This window comes from Niallia oryzisoli, from assembly GCF_036670025.1.
Taxonomy (GTDB): Bacteria; Bacillota; Bacilli; order Bacillales; family Cytobacillaceae; genus Bacillus_BD; species Bacillus_BD oryzisoli.
The window spans coordinates 1,150,904-1,169,115 of sequence record NZ_CP137640.1; the positions used below are offsets into that span (position 1 = coordinate 1,150,904).

General features: G+C 37.8%; 15 protein-coding genes. 14 read left to right on the forward strand and 1 reads right to left on the reverse strand.

Going from position 1 to position 18,212, the window contains the following annotated elements:
- Positions 1 to 19 precede the first annotated feature (19 nt).
- Together pyk and R4Z09_RS05765 are read left to right on the forward strand one after the other, a co-directional pair.
- Positions 20 to 1,780, forward strand: coding sequence for a pyruvate kinase (gene pyk, locus R4Z09_RS05760; RefSeq protein WP_338451388.1), 1,761 nt, complete (start codon positions 20 to 22; stop codon positions 1,778 to 1,780).
- Between the two features lie 74 nt (positions 1,781 to 1,854).
- A complete protein-coding gene (locus R4Z09_RS05765; RefSeq protein ID WP_338451389.1) occupies positions 1,855 to 2,241 on the forward strand; it encodes an FxsA family protein in 387 nt (128 codons plus the stop codon).
- Between the two features lie 29 nt (positions 2,242 to 2,270).
- Here R4Z09_RS05765 and ytvI read toward each other — a convergent pair whose 3' ends face one another.
- Complete coding sequence (ytvI, locus tag R4Z09_RS05770) at positions 2,271 to 3,392, reverse strand: sporulation integral membrane protein YtvI (RefSeq protein WP_338451390.1); 1,122 nt, start codon at positions 3,390 to 3,392, stop codon at positions 2,271 to 2,273.
- A gap of 233 nt (positions 3,393 to 3,625) precedes the next feature.
- Between ytvI and R4Z09_RS05775 the strand changes: the two genes are divergently transcribed.
- From R4Z09_RS05775 to coaE, 12 genes are all read left to right on the forward strand, one after another.
- Positions 3,626 to 4,084 carry a DUF441 domain-containing protein gene (locus tag R4Z09_RS05775; protein WP_338451391.1) on the forward strand — a complete coding sequence of 153 codons (459 nt, stop codon included), beginning with the start codon at positions 3,626 to 3,628 and terminating at the stop codon, positions 4,082 to 4,084.
- A gap of 372 nt (positions 4,085 to 4,456) precedes the next feature.
- The gene (gene citZ / locus R4Z09_RS05780) at positions 4,457 to 5,581 is read left to right on the forward strand and encodes a citrate synthase (protein WP_338451392.1); all 1,125 of its coding nucleotides are present in this window, start codon (positions 4,457 to 4,459) and stop codon (positions 5,579 to 5,581) included.
- 194 nt (positions 5,582 to 5,775) lie between these two features.
- Positions 5,776 to 7,047 (forward strand): NADP-dependent isocitrate dehydrogenase, encoded by a 1,272-nt coding sequence (icd, locus tag R4Z09_RS05785; RefSeq protein ID WP_338451393.1) that lies wholly within the window; start codon positions 5,776 to 5,778, stop codon positions 7,045 to 7,047.
- A gap of 208 nt (positions 7,048 to 7,255) precedes the next feature.
- Positions 7,256 to 8,194 carry a malate dehydrogenase gene (gene mdh / locus R4Z09_RS05790; RefSeq protein ID WP_338451394.1) on the forward strand — a complete coding sequence of 313 codons (939 nt, stop codon included), beginning with the start codon at positions 7,256 to 7,258 and terminating at the stop codon, positions 8,192 to 8,194.
- A 171-nt stretch (positions 8,195 to 8,365) separates the two neighbouring features.
- Positions 8,366 to 9,088: a response regulator transcription factor gene (locus R4Z09_RS05795; RefSeq protein ID WP_338451395.1), complete on the forward strand. Its 723-nt coding sequence runs from the start codon at positions 8,366 to 8,368 to the stop codon at positions 9,086 to 9,088.
- Positions 9,085 to 10,863, forward strand: a complete 1,779-nt coding sequence (gene pnpS / locus R4Z09_RS05800; protein ID WP_338451396.1) for a two-component system histidine kinase PnpS — start codon at positions 9,085 to 9,087, stop codon at positions 10,861 to 10,863. Before R4Z09_RS05795 ends, pnpS begins: the two co-directional genes overlap by 4 nt.
- Before the next feature lie 236 nt (positions 10,864 to 11,099).
- Positions 11,100 to 12,065, forward strand: a complete 966-nt coding sequence (gene hflK, locus R4Z09_RS05805) for an FtsH protease activity modulator HflK (RefSeq protein ID WP_338451397.1) — start codon at positions 11,100 to 11,102, stop codon at positions 12,063 to 12,065.
- Positions 12,058 to 12,993 carry a protease modulator HflC gene (locus R4Z09_RS05810; protein ID WP_338451398.1) on the forward strand — a complete coding sequence of 312 codons (936 nt, stop codon included), beginning with the start codon at positions 12,058 to 12,060 and terminating at the stop codon, positions 12,991 to 12,993. Before hflK ends, R4Z09_RS05810 begins: the two co-directional genes overlap by 8 nt.
- Positions 12,994 to 13,103: 110 nt before the next feature.
- The gene (gene polA / locus R4Z09_RS05815) at positions 13,104 to 15,737 is read left to right on the forward strand and encodes a DNA polymerase I (protein ID WP_338451399.1); all 2,634 of its coding nucleotides are present in this window, start codon (positions 13,104 to 13,106) and stop codon (positions 15,735 to 15,737) included.
- Between the two features lie 39 nt (positions 15,738 to 15,776).
- Complete coding sequence (gene mutM / locus R4Z09_RS05820) at positions 15,777 to 16,604, forward strand: DNA-formamidopyrimidine glycosylase (RefSeq protein WP_338451400.1); 828 nt, start codon at positions 15,777 to 15,779, stop codon at positions 16,602 to 16,604.
- Between the two features lie 223 nt (positions 16,605 to 16,827).
- Complete coding sequence (gene ytaF / locus R4Z09_RS05825; RefSeq protein WP_338451401.1) at positions 16,828 to 17,469, forward strand: sporulation membrane protein YtaF; 642 nt, start codon at positions 16,828 to 16,830, stop codon at positions 17,467 to 17,469.
- 18 nt (positions 17,470 to 17,487) lie between these two features.
- Entirely contained in the window at positions 17,488 to 18,096 is a 609-nt protein-coding gene (gene coaE / locus R4Z09_RS05830; RefSeq protein ID WP_338451402.1) for a dephospho-CoA kinase, read from the forward strand.
- Positions 18,097 to 18,212 lie beyond the last annotated feature (116 nt).

The following is an 18,212-nucleotide window of genomic DNA, read 5'->3' on the forward strand; positions in this document are numbered from 1 at the left end:
TATCAGGGGGTAATTACAAATGAAGAAAACAAAAATTGTTTGTACGATTGGACCTGCAAGTGAAAGTGTAGAAATGCTAACTCAACTAATAGAAGCTGGTATGAATGTTGCTCGTTTAAATTTCTCTCATGGAAATTATGAAGAGCATGGCGAAAGAATTAAAAACATCCGTGAAGCGGCTAAGAAGACTGGTAAAAACATTGCCATTCTGCTTGATACAAAAGGACCGGAAATTCGTACACATAACATGGTCAATGGAGCAATCGAACTAAAAGCCGGCAATTCGACGATTGTTTCAATGACAGAAGTTGAAGGAACTCCCGAGAAGTTCTCAGTTACATATGAAGGGCTAATTGATGATGTAGAGGTTGGCTCTAAGATTTTACTTGATGATGGTTTAATTGGTCTAGAAGTAGAAAAAATTGATAAAGCAAATGGCAATATCTATGTGAAAATCTTAAACAGCGGAACATTAAAAAATAAAAAAGGTTGTAACGTTCCTGGGGTATCAGTAAAATTACCTGGTATTACACAAAAGGATGCAAATGACATTCTATTTGGTATCGAACAAAATGTTGATTTTATTGCAGCATCTTTTGTCCGCAGATCTTCAGACGTTCTTGAGATTAAGAAATTGCTTGAAGAAAACAATGCTACACATATCCACATCATTCCTAAAATTGAAAATCAGGAAGGTGTTGATAATATTGATGAGATTCTTGAAATTTCTGACGGTCTAATGGTTGCCCGCGGAGATTTAGGTGTAGAGATTCCTGCTGAAGAAGTGCCTCTTGTGCAAAAGAATCTGATCAAAAAATGTAATGCTTTAGGAAAACCGGTTATTACGGCTACGCAAATGTTAGATTCTATGCAAAGAAATCCGCGTCCAACACGTGCAGAAGCAAGTGATGTGGCAAATGCTATTTTTGATGGTACGGATGCTATTATGCTATCCGGTGAAACGGCTGCTGGATTATATCCGCTTGAAGCAGTTGAAACGATGCATAGAATTGCCTCCCGTGCAGAATCTGCATTAGATCATAAAAAATTGTTATCTACCCGAAGCAAAGAAAATGATCATACGATTACAGATGCGATTGGACAATCTGTTGCACATACAGCATTAAATTTGAATGTGAATGCCATTATTACTTCGACAGAAAGTGGACATACAGCGCGTATGATTTCTAAATACCGTCCAAAAGTACCGATCGTCGCTGTTACGGCAAATGATCATGTCTTAAGACGTCTTTCTCTTGTATGGGGTGTATATGCACAATTGGGTCAAAAATCTAATTCAACAGATGAAATGCTCGAGAATGCAGTGGATGAAAGTTTAAAGAGCGGCTTTGTTTCACATGGTGATTTAGTCGTTATTACAGGTGGTGTTCCAGTAAGCGAATCTGGTACAACAAACCTGATGAAAATACATGTTGTTGGTGATATTTTAGCAAGAGCGCAAGGTATTGGCCGTAAAACAGCATTTGGAAAAGTAGTGCTTGCCAATAATGCTGAGGAGGCCCTAGCGAAAGTGAAAGAGGGTTCAATCCTTATTACACTTGGCACTGATAAGGAAATGGTACCTGCGATTGAAAAATGCAGTGCGCTGATTACAGTAGAAGGCGGTCTTACAAGTCATGCAGCAGTTGTAGGCTTGAACATTGGTATTCCTGTTTTGGTAGGAGTTGAAGATGCAATGAGTATTTTCAAGGATGGACAAGAAATAACCGTCGATGCCCAGCGTGGTGTCATCTATAATGGACATGCAAGTGTGCTATAATTAAAGAATGGGGAAGGGAAATAATTCCCTTCCTTAATTTTTGTTTAAATAAAAGCGGAGAGTGAAGGAATCTGATGAGAGTATTAATCCTGTTGTTTATTTTGATTCCGGCTGCAGAAATAGGGGTTCTTCTCCTTTCTGGTAATGTGATCGGTATCTGGCCGACGATTGCGCTCCTGATCATTACGGGAGTACTAGGGTCGTATCTTGCCAAAAAGCAAGGCATGAATACCTTAAGAAAAGTACAAGAACAACTGCAATATGGCAGACTGCCGGGGGATGAAATACTCAATGGAGTTTGTATCCTTATTGGTGGCGTCATGCTGCTTTCACCTGGATTTTTGTCCGATGTTTTGGGACTGATTTTATTGCTTCCTCCTACTAGAGCTGTAATGAAACCAATCATTCTCAAAATGCTGCAAAAATGGATGAATAAAACTACATTTACCATTATTAGGTAAGAAAAAAGAGGGTATGAAACCCTCTTTTTTCAATCCGCTATTTCTTTTCCTTTAATAAAGGTCCATAAATCCCTAAATACATTTGCTTTGTGCAAGGTTGTAAGGATCACCAGTGTAACAGGTCCGACAATCAGTCCTAAAAAACCAATTAACTTAAACCCGACAAATAAAGCAATCAAGGTTGCCAGGGGGTCCATGCCAATGCTGGAGGAGAGTACTTTTGGTTCCATGATTTGGCGTTGGACAAGAACAACAACATATAGAACTCCAAGACCAATCGCAGCATTGATGTCCCCTGTGATGATTTCATAAATGATCCATGGAACAAAAATTAATCCAGTTCCTAGATATGGAAGGATATCTACTAACCCGGTGACAAGAGCGATTGTTATGGCGTAGTTAATCCGTAAAATCAGTAAGCCGATTAATATAATAACCGTTGTAATCGAAATGAGGGTCAGCTGGGCTTTAATAAAACCAAACAAGGCTTTTTGTAAATCCACCATCACCTTTTGGCTGCTCGTTTTTGCACGACTTGGCAAAATCCGCCCTCCAGTGGCTTTTAAACGGTCCCAGTCTTTGCTGATAAAAAAAGTCGCTAGAAGCGAGAAAATGATTACAGTTGCAGCATTAGGAAACCATGAAATAATGGTGGGAATAAACCCGAAAAAATGTTGAATGAAATCCCCTAAGTTAGTGCCAATGGTACTTCCAACGTTTTGAATATTCTTCATAATGGTGTCTTGCTGGCCAGTTCCCAGACTGTTAAAAAGACTTGTCAGCTGATCATATATAGGAATGATTTGCGAAGCGATTAAGCGTTCTATATAACTGATTAAGGTATCTAATTGATCTGGTACAACCTTTGCTAAGTAGTCTGCACCGGAAACGATTTCCGCTACAAGCAAGGTGATTATTCCTGCGAAAAAGGCAAAAACAAGTATTAATGCAAGCAAAACTGCGAGTGTCCTGGGCAATCGTCCTTTTTTTTGCAGAAAGTTAACAAATGGATTCATTAAAAAAGCAATCGCAAGCCCAATGATAAAAGGGTATGTAATTTTAGATAGGTAATAAATTAGCAGCAGTGAACCGACAATAATGCCGATTACCAACAAAAAACGGAAAGTGCGATTGACATAAATCCGGTTCATTTAATTCACCTCTTTCTCGATATTTGGTCCATAAAAAAGTTTACATTCCTCATTGATTAAGCCTCAAAATGGGGATAGTAAGATTAATAAATAATACGAAATAAAACTGGTTAAAGATTCATGTAAGTAAAACAAATAATCATAAAATTTAGGATTGACTTAATACATTATACTTTTTGGAATAGAAAAGTTATGATAATATAGTATAGAATCGTTAGAAGGGAGAATATTGGTTGATATCACAAGCTACCTTCTTTTTACTGCTATTATTGGTAATTGCATTGATTGCCAAAAATTACTCGCTAATTATTGCTGTAATATTCTTGATCGTTATGAAATTAATTGGTTTTGATGCAAAAACATTTTCTTACCTGCAATCAAAGGGAATAAACTGGGGGGTAACGGTTATTACGGTTGCTGTTCTAGCTCCGATTGCGAGTGGTGATATTGGGTTCAAGGATTTAACAGCAGCTTTTAAATCTCCATATGCATGGATAGCATTGGTATCTGGAATTATCGTCGCTCTGTTGGCAAAAGGTGGAGTCACTTTACTGGCGAAGGATCCTCATATAACTACGGCTCTTGTTTTAGGAACTATCCTTGCTGTCACTCTGTTTAAGGGGGTCGCAGTAGGTCCTTTAATTGGTGCAGGGATTGCGTATTTAGCCATGAAAATACTCGAAATATTTTAAAATAATTTCCAAAAAAAATAATTTTTTTTGGATTTTAAAATTCTTTTCGTTCACAAAAGTCTGATAATTGTTTATAATAATAGTTGTAAATATTGTATTATTACATCATAACTAATATTGTAAGCATTTTCTTTTTTGCATAAAATGAACACTCGCTCAATATGAAACATTTTAATGAATTCTTTAGGTTGCTATCGACTGCTTTTTTAGCAGCCGATTTCTTACTAAGGGGACGATACATGTCTCCTTGACACCATTCAGAAAATTCTTTCTGATAATTCTTAGTTTTTTGAATAGAATAGTTTACAGACATCTGGTATGGGGAATTTTTTGTTTTTTAAGGGGAATTTATTTAAAAGGAGAGGATTTTATATGACAGTAACACGTGGTCTTGAAGGGGTAGTAGCAACATCCTCCTCAGTTAGTTCAATCATTGATGATACACTTACGTATGCAGGCTACAACATTGATGATTTAACAGAGAACGCTAGTTTTGAAGAAGTTGTCTATCTTCTATGGCATAGACAACTGCCTACAGTATCACAATTAAAAGAATTAAAACAGCAATTAGCTGAAAATGCTGAGCTTCCACAAGCAATTCTTGATCAATTCAAAACGTATCCAATCGAGAAAGTGCATCCAATGGCTGCTCTTCGCACGGCAGTATCCCAATTAGCACTGTTTGATGAAGAAGCAGATGTAATGAATAGAGATGCAAACTATAGAAAGGCTATTCGTTTGCAGGCGAAATTGCCAACGATTGTTGCATCCTTTGCTCGTATTCGCAAAGGCTTAAACCCAGTAGCACCAAGAAAAGATTTAAGTTTTGCCGCTAACTTTTTATATATGCTGTCTGGAAAAGAACCTGATGCCATTGCAGAAGAAGCGATGAATAAAGCGCTTATTTTACATGCAGACCATGAATTAAATGCTTCCACATTCACTGCTCGTGTATGTGTTGCGACTTTGTCTGATGTATACTCTGGAATTACAGCAGCTATCGGTGCCTTAAAAGGTCCTCTTCATGGCGGTGCAAACGAAGCAGTTATGAAAATGCTTACAGAAATTGGGACGCCTGAAAATGTGGAAAATTATATCAGGGAAAAGTTAGTGAATAAAGAAAAAATCATGGGCTTTGGACACCGTGTATACCGTCAAGGAGACCCTCGTGCAAAGCATTTGAAATTAATGTCTCAGAAACTCACAAAACTTACTGGACAGCCAGAGTATTATGAAATGTCCATTAAGATTGAGGACATTGTAACCGGGGAAAAGAAATTACCGCCAAATGTGGATTTCTATTCTGCGTCTATGTACCATAGTTTAGGAATCGACCATGATTTATTTACACCAATATTTGCTGTAAGCCGTGTATCCGGCTGGCTGGCACATATTCTAGAACAATATGATAATAATCGTTTAATCCGTCCTCGTGCAGAATATACAGGACCAGGAATGCAGGTTTATGTACCGATTGAAAAGCGTGAAGAATTATAAGAAACACCGTAACTTATAGACTTTTCACTGTTTTTAATCTTGTTTATTCGCTATGTTTTTACATTTATATAAAAAATTGGTTTAATAGTAATGTATGGGAAGGCTGGAGGCTGAACAGATACAACCTACTAACATAAATGTCAGTCTCTAACAGCCTATTTTAACCCATGCCTAAAATTTGGAGGGAGATTTACATGCAAGGCGAAAAAATCACAGTAACTAACGGAGTATTAAATGTACCAAATAATCCAATCGTTCCATTCATTGAGGGTGATGGAATTGGTCCTGATATTTGGGCTTCAGCATCAAGAGTTTTAGATGCTGCTGTTGAAAAAGCATATAAAGGCGAACGCAAGATCCAATGGAAAGAAGTTCTTGCTGGTGAAAAGGCGTTCAACCAAACTGGTGAATGGCTGCCACAAGAAACATTAGATGTGATCAGCGAGTATTTACTTGCGATCAAAGGTCCATTAACAACACCTGTTGGCGGTGGAATTCGTTCTCTAAACGTTGCACTTCGTCAAGAGTTAGATCTTTATGTTTGCTTACGTCCAGTACGCTGGTTTGAAGGTGTTCCTTCTCCAGTAAAACGTCCTCAAGATATTGACATGGTTATTTTCCGTGAAAACACCGAAGATATCTATGTAGGAATTGAGTACGCTCAAGGCACTGAAGAAGCGAAAAAATTAATCAGCATTTTACAAAATGAATTTGGCGTAACTAAAATCCGTTTCCCTGAAACTTCCGGAATTGGTGTGAAGCCTGTTTCTAAAGAAGGTACAAGCCGTCATGTACGTGCTGCAATTGACTATGCAATTAAAGAAGGCAGAAAATCAGTAACACTTGTACATAAAGGTAATATTATGAAGTTTACTGAAGGTGCATTCAAAAACTGGGGCTATGAAGTAGCTGAAACAGAATATGCTGATAAGGTATTTACATGGAATCAGTATGACCGTATTAAAGAAGAACAAGGTGTAGAGGCTGCAAACAAAGCACAAGCTGATGCAGAAGCAGCTGGCAAAATCATCGTTAAAGATGCTATTGCAGACATCTTCCTACAACAAATCCTTACACGTCCAAGTGAGTTTGATGTTGTTGCTACATTGAATTTAAATGGAGACTATATTTCTGATGCACTTGCTGCACAGGTTGGTGGAATTGGTATTGCTCCAGGAGCAAACATCAACTATGTATCTGGACATGCTATTTTTGAAGCTACACATGGTACAGCACCAAAATATGCTGGATTAGATAAAGTGAACCCTTCATCTGTTATTCTTTCTGGCTGCCTATTACTTGAACATATCGGCTGGAAAGAAGCGGCAGATATGATTATTAAATCAATTGAAAAAACAATTGCATCAAAAGTGGTAACATACGACTTTGCCCGTCTAATGGAAGGTGCAACTGAAGTGAAATGTTCTGAGTTCGGTGACGAGCTAATTAAGAACATGGAAGCATAATCAGTCAAGGCTTCCCTTGGAACCGAAGCTGGTTAGAATAAAAGTGGAAACGCCTTACTCATGATGGGTAAGGCGTTTAAGCTAAAAACTGGAAAAAAACTTGTGGATATGTTTATATATAGATGCATGAATTGCCGCTTTAATATTCTAAAAATTTGGAGTATTATAGAAGTAAACAAGCTACATATTGAAGGGAGAGGTTTAACATATGGCAATAACACGTAGAAAAGTATCTGTAATTGGTAGTGGTTTTACAGGAGCAACAACAGCTTTATTTCTTGCTCAAAAAGAATTAGGTGATGTTGTTTTAGTTGATATCCCGCAAATGGAAAACCCAACTAAAGGAAAAGCATTAGATATGCTTCAAGCTAGTCCTGTTCAAGGCTTTGATGCTAACATCATAGGCACTTCAGACTATAAAGATACAGAAAATTCCGATATCGTTATTATTACAGCAGGAATTGCGCGTAAGCCTGGTATGAGCCGTGATGACTTAGTGCAAACAAACCAAAAAGTTATGAAGGCCGTAACCAAAGAAATTGTTAAATATTCTCCAAACTGCTATATTATCGTTCTAACAAACCCGGTAGATGCAATGACCTATACAGTTTTTAAAGAGTCAGGTTTTCCAAAAAATCGTGTAATCGGCCAGTCGGGTGTTCTTGATACAGCGCGATTCCGTACGTTTGTTGCAGATGAATTAAACCTGTCTGTTAAAGATGTAACTGGCTTTGTATTAGGTGGACATGGCGATGATATGGTTCCGCTTGTACGTTACTCTTATGCAGGGGGAATCCCTCTCGAAACATTAATTCCTAAAGACCGTCTAGACGCAATCGTTGAGCGTACACGTAAAGGCGGCGGTGAAATTGTAAACCTTCTCGGAAACGGAAGTGCTTATTATGCACCGGCAGCTTCCCTGGTTGAAATGACGGAAGCCATACTTAAAGACCAGCGCCGTGTGCTTCCGGCAATTGCTTATCTTGAAGGTGAGTATGGTTATAACGGAATTTATTTAGGAGTTCCAACTGTTATTGGCGGAGATGGAATTGAGCAAGTCATTCAGCTGCAATTAACAGATGCCGAAAAGGCTCAACTTGATCGTTCTGCTGAATCTGTAAAAAATGTTATGGCTGTTCTAGCTTAATGATTTAATGAGAAAATTCGGGGAATTAACTCCCCGAATTTTTTTTTTGATAAAAGTAAGGTATTGTACAACGCTTTTTTTTATGTGTATAGTATTAATTAGGGTACTACGCAACCTATTAAATTGGATGATAAGGGGTTTTTTAATAGTATTCTATAAACGGAGGATAACATGGAAAAAAAAGTGCTTGTCGTTGATGATGAAAAATCTATTCTTACACTAATTGAATACAATCTAAAACAATCAGGTTTTGATGTAATTACTGCAATGGATGGGGAAGAAGCAAAAAACCTTGCACTACAAGAGAATCCTGATTTAATTGTACTTGATTTAATGCTGCCAAAAATGGACGGCCTGGAGGTTTGCAAGGAGCTGCGTCAACAGAAAAATTTCACACCCATTTTAATGTTAACGGCAAAAGACGATGAATTTGATAAAGTGCTTGGCCTTGAATTGGGTGCAGATGATTACATGACAAAGCCGTTCAGCCCTCGAGAAGTAGTTGCACGTGTAAAAGCAATATTAAGGAGAACTCAAATTCAAATGGAGGCATCTGCCGAGCAGAATGCTAATAATGATTCAGATCAAATCATCATCAATCATTTAACTATTTATCCTGAACAATACGAAGCGTACTTTGAAGAAAACTTATTAGAATTAACACCAAAAGAGTTTGAATTATTATTATACTTGGCTAAAAACAAAGGACGGGTATTAACACGTGATCAGCTGTTGAGTGCTGTCTGGAATTATGATTTCGCAGGTGACACTCGGATCGTTGATGTTCATATAAGCCATTTGCGGGAAAAAATTGAAAAAAACACAAAAAAACCAGTTTATATTAAAACCATAAGAGGCTTAGGCTATAAGCTAGAGGAGCCAAAGGAAGAATGACGAAGTTTCGGACGAGGCTTCTCTTTACCCTCATTTCTCTTCTTGTTATTGTATTAATCTGTCTTGGTCTAATTTTAGGTCAGTTATTTAAACATTATTATTTAAATACTTTTGATGAACGGTTAAAAAAAGAAAATGCCCTTGTGATCTCTTATATTGAAGACCATGGAGGTATTCAAGATTTTAGTAAAGCCAGAATTACGGCTATCAGCAATGAGTTAAATGCTAGAATAACGGTTTTCGATGTGGAAGGCAATATTGCCTATGATAGCGGAGATGTGGGACATACAAGTAGTAATGATCATAATAATGTAATAAAAGCAATTATTGATAATAATACCGAATATGTGAATGAATTAAATAAATCAACATTAATAAATGATTTTCATATCAAGTATTATTGGAAACCGATCATTATTGATGGTTCCAAAAAGGGCTATGTTCTTTTTAGTACGAAAATGACAGAGCTAAAAAAAGCCTATTCACAAATTTGGTGGCTGCTATCCATTTGCTTTAGTTTTGCGTTCATTGTTATTTTTATTCTTGGCCGTATGATTATGAACCGCTACACAAAGCCGATTGAGAGAGCAACTAATGTTGCCTTCGAATTGGCAAAAGGAAATTATCAAGCTAGAACCTATGAGGAGCAAGCTGGAGAAATTGGGATGCTGAACTCATCATTGAATATATTAGCACGTAATCTTCAAGATATGAGAAAATCACATGAAATGCAAAAGGATCGTCTCAGTACACTTATTGAGAATATGGGCAGTGGTCTGCTCCTTATTGACAGCCGCGGATATATTAGTTTAATTAATCGTACGTATAAGGAAATTTTTGACGTTAAAACGGCTGAATATCTATATAAGCTTTATTATGAAGTCATCGACCATCGAGATATTAAAAAACTGATTGAAGAAATTTTTATGACGGAACAAAAAGTAAAAAAGCAGATGGTTATTCCATTGAAAATTGAAAGGCGTCATTTTGAAGTGTATGGTGTTCCTATTTTAGGGACAAATGATGTTTGGAAAGGGATATTGCTTGTTTTTCATGAGATAACGGAAATAAAAAAATTAGAACAAATGCGTAAAGATTTTGTTGCAAATGTATCACATGAGTTAAAAACACCTGTTACTTCTATAAAAGGTTTTTCTGAAACACTTTTAGATGGGGCAATGGGAGATAAAGAAACACTAGAAGCCTTTTTAAACATCATTTTAAAAGAAAGTGACAGACTGCAATCTTTAATTAATGATCTGCTGGAATTGTCAAAAATTGAGCATGAGGGTTTTAGTTTGTCATTACAGTCTTTCAATTTAATTGCCCTGCTTGAAGATGCAATAAGGATCATGGAAGGAAAGGCAAATGAAAAAAATATTACGATCATATTTGATGGACATCCGGGTGAATTATTTCTTGAAGGAGATATTTACCGCTTAAAGCAAGTCTTTATCAATATCATTTCGAATGGTGTATTGTATACTCCTCCGGGAGGAACGATTACTATTCATTTGAAGGAAACAAGCAAAACGGTGATCGTACTTATTAAAGATACTGGGATGGGAATCGAAAAGAAAGAAATCCCGCGTATTTTTGAACGGTTCTATAGGGTAAATAAAGCCAGGGATCGAGATTCAGGGGGGACGGGACTAGGTTTAGCGATAGTTAAGCACTTGCTTGAGGCTCATAAAGGGAAAATAACAGTGGAGAGTGAAATTGGTAAGCATACCACGTTCAGCATTGAACTTTTTAAAAAATTCCCGCGGAAATAGAGTAAGTGGAAAAGTTTACATATCGTTTACATACCGTTTATAGCAGCTTAACATTATTTAGCTATTATTATTTATGAAATACCCCTTCATCCAAAGGAGCCAAAATAAAAGAGACGAGAGCAGCCTGCTCTCGTCTCTTTTATTTTACCCGCACGTAAAAAATGCAACATGTCTGAAACTTTTCCGCAATATAATCGTAGATAAAGTAATAGTTTAATTGAGGAAAGGATGAGATCATGGTCAGTTTAAAAAGGATATATATCATTGTTGCTGCCGTCCTACTTATCATTGTTCTTGCTTTAGCTGCGTTTACGACATGGTATACGGTGGATGAATCAGAACAAGCCGTCATTCTAACCTTTGGTGATGCAAAGGAAGGAACAAGTGAGCCAGGGCTGCACTTTAAATTACCGTGGCCGATTCAACAGGTAGAAAAGTTATCAAAGGAAACATTCAGTTTACAATTTGGTTATCAAGAACAAGAAGGTAAAATTCAGGAGTTTCCTGCAGAAACGAAAATGATTACAGGTGATGAAAACATCGTATTAGCTGATTTAGTTGTCCAATGGAAGATAACGGAGCCTACGAAATATTTGTACAACTCAGTTGATCCAAAAGAAATTTTATATGATACGACATCTGCATCACTCCGAAGCATCATCGGAAGTTCAAAAATTGATGATGCATTAACTTCCGGTAAAGCTGAAATTGAAGCAGATGTAAGGGACTTATTATCTACATTATTAAAAAAATATGATATTGGAGTTTCGATCTTAGCGGTCAAACTGCAGGATGTTGAACTGCCGAATGATGAAGTACGTAAGGCATTCACGAATGTAACGGATGCTAGGGAAACGATGAATACCAAGATTAATGAAGCAAAAAAATATGAGAATAAGCGATTAAATGAGGCAGAAGGTGAAAAGGAAGCTATTATTCTTAACGCCGAGGGAGACAAAGCAGAGCGTATAGAAAAGGCTCGTGGTGATGTAGCCGTTTTCGATAAATTATATGAGGGCTATCAAACAAACCCGGGCATTACAAAAGAACGCTTGATTCTGGAAACACTTGAGCAGGTCCTTCCTGAAACGGAAGTATATATTATGAATGATGACGGTAATACATTGAAGTACTTCCCAATTCGTCCGCTTGAAACAAAGGCTGAAGAAGATACGAAGAAGGGAAGTGAAAACAATGGCTGATAAAAAAATCGTAAACATGAAAGAAAAGGGCGGAAATAGTTTTCAATGGCGTGGCTACACAAAGATAGGAATCTTTTTTGTCATTTTAATTGCAGTCATGGTGTTTATCTTTTCGAATGTTTTTATTGTAAAAGAAGGTGAATATAAAGTTGTCCGTCAATTCGGGGAAGTAGTAAGAATTATTGATGAACCTGGATTAAACTATAAAATCCCTTTTGTCCAAAGTGTAACCTCGTTACCAAAATACCAAATGATTTATGATGTGAAAGAAGCCGAGATCAATACGAAAGATAAGAAAAGAATCATTATCGATAATTATGCCGTGTGGAAAATTGTTAATCCAAAGCTTATGATATCAAACGCTAGAACAACTGAAAATGCAGAAAGTAGAATGGAAGAGTTTATTTACTCTGTCGTTCGTGCAGAATTGGGGCAGTTAAATTATGACGAAATTATTAATGATGAAAAATCCTCTAGAGGCTCATTAAATGATCGCATAACTGAAAAGGTAAATGAATTTTTGGATAAAGATAAATACGGTATTGTTGTAACCGACGTTCGAATGAAAAGAACGGATTTACCTTCAGAAAATGAGCAATCAGTATATACCCGCATGATTTCAGAACGGGAATCAAAAGCACAGGAATATTTATCAATGGGGGATGCTGAAAAGAATAAGATCACCGCGCAGACAGACAAGACTGTGCAGGAAATGCTGGCAACCGCAAAAGCAGATGCAGAAACTATTCGCGGACAAGGGGAGGCGGAAGCAGCCGTAATATATAATCAATCTTATTCCAAAGATGGAGAATTTTATTCTTTATTCCGTACGCTCGAGTCCTATAAAAAAACCATCAATGGTGAAACCGTTCTTGTACTACCTTCTGATTCTCCATATGCCCGTTTGTTAATGGGAGCTTCAGAATAAATAATAGGTAATAGTAAATAGCCGTTATTTTCCTTTCCTTGTTTAATCATGATAAACTAAGGAAAGATATAACGGCTGTTTTTTTTTGCACAATGAAAGGGAGTGTTGGGATGACAAAGAAGCTTGTGTTAATTGATGGAAATAGTATTGCGTATCGCGCATTTTTTGCTTTACCGCTTTTACATAATGATAAGGGAATACATACGAATGCAATTTATGGATTTACGATGATGCTGATGAAAATTTTAGAAGAAGAAAGACCGACACATATTTTGGTAGCGTTTGACGCCGGAAAAACTACGTTCCGTCATAAATCCTTTAGTGAATATAAAGGTGGCAGACAGAAAACTCCGCCTGAATTATCGGAACAGTTTTCGTTCATCCGTGAGCTTTTAGATGCTTACCGGATTTCAAGATATGAGCTTGAAAACTATGAAGCTGACGATATAATCGGTACGCTGACCTTACAAGCAGAAAAAGAGGGCTTTCAGATAAAGGTAATATCTGGTGACAAGGATTTAACGCAGTTAAGTTCACCGAAGACTACCGTCGGGATTACTAAAAAGGGTATCACCGATATTGAAGAATATACACCAGACCATATTATGGAAAAATATGGTCTATCACCTGAGCAAATTATTGATATGAAGGGTCTGATGGGAGATACCTCAGACAATATTCCGGGCGTTCCCGGTGTAGGTGAAAAAACAGCGATCAAGCTTTTAAAAGAATTTAAAACGCTTGAGGATTTATTATCATCTATTGAAAATGTCAGCGGCAGCAAATTAAAAGAAAAACTGGAGACCTATAAGGACCAGGCATTATTAAGTAAAGAGCTTGCTACGATTATGCGGGAAGCACCGGTTGAAGTTAAATTAGACGAAATTGAATATGAGGGATTTGAAAAGGAAAAACTTAGCAGCTTATTTAAGGAGCTTGGTTTTCAGTCTTTATTGGACAAATTTGGAGAAGAGCTCGCCGATACGGATACAGCTGAATTAGAGGATATTGAATTCGAGATTGTAACGGAAATAAGCAACGATTTGTTTGCTGACCACAATACTTTTTATGTTGAAGTTCTAGATGATAATTACCATTATGCCGATATCGCAGGTTTCTCATTGGTGAATGAAAAAGGGCACTTTTTTATCCCTACTAGGATTGCCCTTGAATCATCCGTCTTTAAAGTCTGGGCAGAAGACGAAGAAAAGAAAAAAACAGTTTATGATGTGAAAAGGTCCGAGGTTTCATTACGTCATCATGGAATCCATTTAAGCGGTGTAACCTTTGATTTATTAATTGCTGCTTACCTTGCGAATCCATCTGAGACGATCACAGACATTGCTTCGATAGCAAGCCGATATGGATTTTCTGCTGTTCAATCAGATGATACGTTTTATGGAAAAGGGGCCAAACGAAAAGTGCCGGAAGAAAATGCGCTTGCCGAACATCTTGTTCGCAAGGCATTGGCGCTACATGATCTCGAAGAAACGCTTGAGAATGAATTAAAAGAAAACCAGCAGCTTGAATTGTATCATGATCTTGAAATGCCGCTCGCTTTTATCCTTGCTGATATGGAATCGCAAGGCATAAAGGTTGACCGTGAACGTCTGAGCAGCATGGGCGAGGAATTGAAATCAAGGTTAAATGATCTTGAGGAGTTGATTTATGCTTTAGCCGGTGAAGCATTTAATATTAATTCACCAAAACAGCTTGGCGTTATTTTATTTGAAAAGCTGGGGCTGCCTGCTATTAAAAAAACAAAAACAGGCTATTCCACTTCTGCAGATGTATTAGAGAAATTAGAGGATGACCATGAAATTATCAGGCAGATTCTTCTTTTCCGTCAGCTGGGAAAATTGCAATCAACCTATATTGAAGGACTGCTGAAAGTCATCAACCCGAAAAACGAAAAGGTTCATACTATTTATAATCAGACATTAACACAAACAGGAAGGTTAAGCTCGACCGACCCTAACCTTCAGAATATCCCAATTCGTTTAGAGGAAGGGCGGAAAATCCGCCAGGCCTTTGTACCTTCTGAAGAGGGCTGGGTCATTTTTGCAGCCGATTATTCACAAATCGAATTACGAGTACTCGCCCATATTGCCGGTGACGAGAAGCTGATCGAGGCCTTTAAAGAGGGCATGGATATACATACGAAAACGGCCATGGAAGTATTCCATGTGAAGGCAGATGAAGTGACAGACCATATGCGCAGGCATGCAAAAGCAGTTAATTTTGGAATAGTCTATGGAATAAGTGATTATGGATTGAGTCAAAGTCTTAAGATCACACGAAAGGAAGCTGGCCATTTTATTAACCGTTATTTGGAAAGCTATCCCGGGGTTAAAGAATACATGGATGAGATCGTTCAGGAAGCCAAGCAAAAGGGATACGTATCGACACTGATGCACAGACGCAGATATCTGCCGGAAATTACAAGCCGCAACTTTAATTTGCGAAGCTTCGCCGAGCGGACAGCCATGAATACGCCAATCCAGGGAAGCGCAGCAGATATTATTAAAAAAGCAATGCTGGATATGGCTGAGCGTTTAAAAGAAGAAGAGTTACAAACCCGATTATTACTGCAGGTACATGATGAATTAATTTTCGAAGCACCAGTTGACGAAGTTGAGAAATTAAAGGTAATTGTTCCCGATGTCATGGAAAACGCGATTGAATTGGATGTACCGCTAAAAGTTGACTACGCATACGGCCCAACATGGTTTGATGCAAAATAGAAAAGCTACACATCAATATAATGGAAAGGAGGGTGGGGAATGCCGGAGCTTCCTGAAGTAGAGACAATTAGAAGAACGTTGCTGCAGCTGATTATTGGAAAGAAAATTCAATCGATTTCCATTTTTTGGCCTAAAATTATTAAACTCCCGCTTGAAGTCGAGCAATTTTCAGATGCATTAATTGGACAAACCATGCAGGATATTGGCAGACGAGGTAAGTTCCTTGTTTTTTATACAGAGATTTATGCGCTCGTATCGCATTTAAGAATGGAAGGGAGATATACACTTACCCAATCGGAGGAACCTGTAGATAAACATACGCATGTTATATTTCACTTTACTGATGGTACTGAACTTCGTTACCGTGATGTTCGGAAATTTGGTACCATGCATCTTTTCCGAAAAGGGGATGAATTTAATTCATTGCCGTTATCACAGCTCGGTCCGGAGCCGCTCGATGATACATTTGACTTAAAAGAGTTTAAAAACAAGCTTGAAAGTAAGAAAAGAAATATCAAATCGGTACTGCTTGATCAAACCGTCTTAGTCGGGCTAGGTAATATTTATGTGGATGAGGCACTGTTTAAGGCACGGATTCATCCGGAAAGAATGGCGCAATCCCTTACAAACGAAGAAATAAACGTTCTTTACGACAGTATTGTTGAAACATTATCAGAGGCAGTGAAAAAAGGCGGAAGTACCGTTCGTACCTATGTGAATTCACAAGGTGAGATGGGCATGTTTCAGTTAGAGCATAATGTGTACGGCAGAAAAGGTGAAGCTTGTAAAGTCTGCGGAGCAGAATTAATAAAAACCGTTGTCGGTGGCAGAGGAACAGTTTTTTGTCCAAACTGTCAAAAACCTTAAAAGCATAGACGCCTTGCCCAGCCGCGACCAGCTTAAGACGATCAGAGGGAAGGTTGTACTTTAACCTTCTCATCGGGAGCGGCTTAAGACCTCGAGAGGCTATGCGTCGGAGCTGGATAGATTAAAAGCGTAGACGCATTGTTTTGCATTTTTTCTTATTAACAATGGAAATGCTCCTTTCATAAACTATCATAGTTGTTTATGCAGGAAGGAGCTTAATCCAATGGTACACACACTTTCTCTTTTATTGTTAGCATTAGCTGTAAGCTTAGATAGCTTTAGTGTTGGTTTCACATATGGGCTAAGGAACATGCGGATTCCTTTTAAGTCAATTATCATCATTGCGTGCTGCTCGGCAATCACCTTGATGCTTGCCATGCTGATGGGCCATCTGCTGGAGCAATTTCTGTCACCTAAAGTGACAGAAAGAATGGGTGGAATCATCTTAATTGTTCTAGGTGCCTGGGTTATTTATCAGTTTTTTCAGCCCGAGAAAGAAAAGGATATCCTGCCGCATGAAAAAGTCATTATTAATTTTGAAATTAAGTCACTCGGTATTGTAATCAACATTTTAAAAAAGCCAATGGTCGCTGATTTTGATAAATCAGGAACGATAACAGGGGTTGAAGCTTTTATGCTCGGACTTGCACTTTCTCTGGATTCATTCGGAGCAGGAGTAGGAGCCGTTATGCTCGGGTTTTCCCCAATCTTTTTAGCCGTTGCTGTCGCCATTTTGAGTTCAGGGCTGGTGTGCTTAGGGATAAAGCTAGGAACAAATCTGACACAAAATGCCTGGCTGCAGAAGTTTTCTTTTATACCTGGCATCGTTCTTATTATCATTGGACTATTGAAAATTCAGATCTAACAGGGGATGTATATAAATATGGCAATGATTATTGGACTTACCGGCGGTATCGCAAGCGGTAAAAGCACGGTTTCGAATATGATTAAGAACTTAGGCATTACGGTGATTGATGCAGATATTGAAGCAAGACTTGCGGTCGAAATTGGAGAAGAAGCTTATCACAAAATTGTTGCTCATTTTGGTCAGTCCGTACTCCTCGAAGACGGAGCCATTAACCGTGCCAAATTAGGTGAAATCATCTTTAATAATGAACAGGAACGAATAGTTTTAAATGGAATTGTCCATCCAGCTGTGAGAAAAAGAATGGCTGAAAAGCAAGAAGCGGCCATCGGCAGAGGAGAGTCGCTGATTGTGATGGACATTCCTTTGTTGTTTGAAAGTAAGTTAACGAATATTGTAGATCGAATATTATTGGTTTATGTTGATCAAGAAATACAATTACAGCGGCTGATGGAAAGGAATCAATATACAAAAGAAGAAGCGCTCACAAGAATGCAATCACAAATGCCATTAAGTGAAAAGAAAGCTTTAGCGGATGCGGTTATCGATAATAATGGATCACTTGAAAAAACACAATGGCAGTTATATAACGTACTAAAAGAATGGGGATTTAAAAAAGAGGGGTAAAAACCTCTTTTTTTATTGGGTTTTTCCGCTATTTTTTTTCATATATAGCCAAATATCGCGGGTTAATAAGTGAAAATTAAAAAATGTTAACAAAAATATACTTAAACTTGTCACAA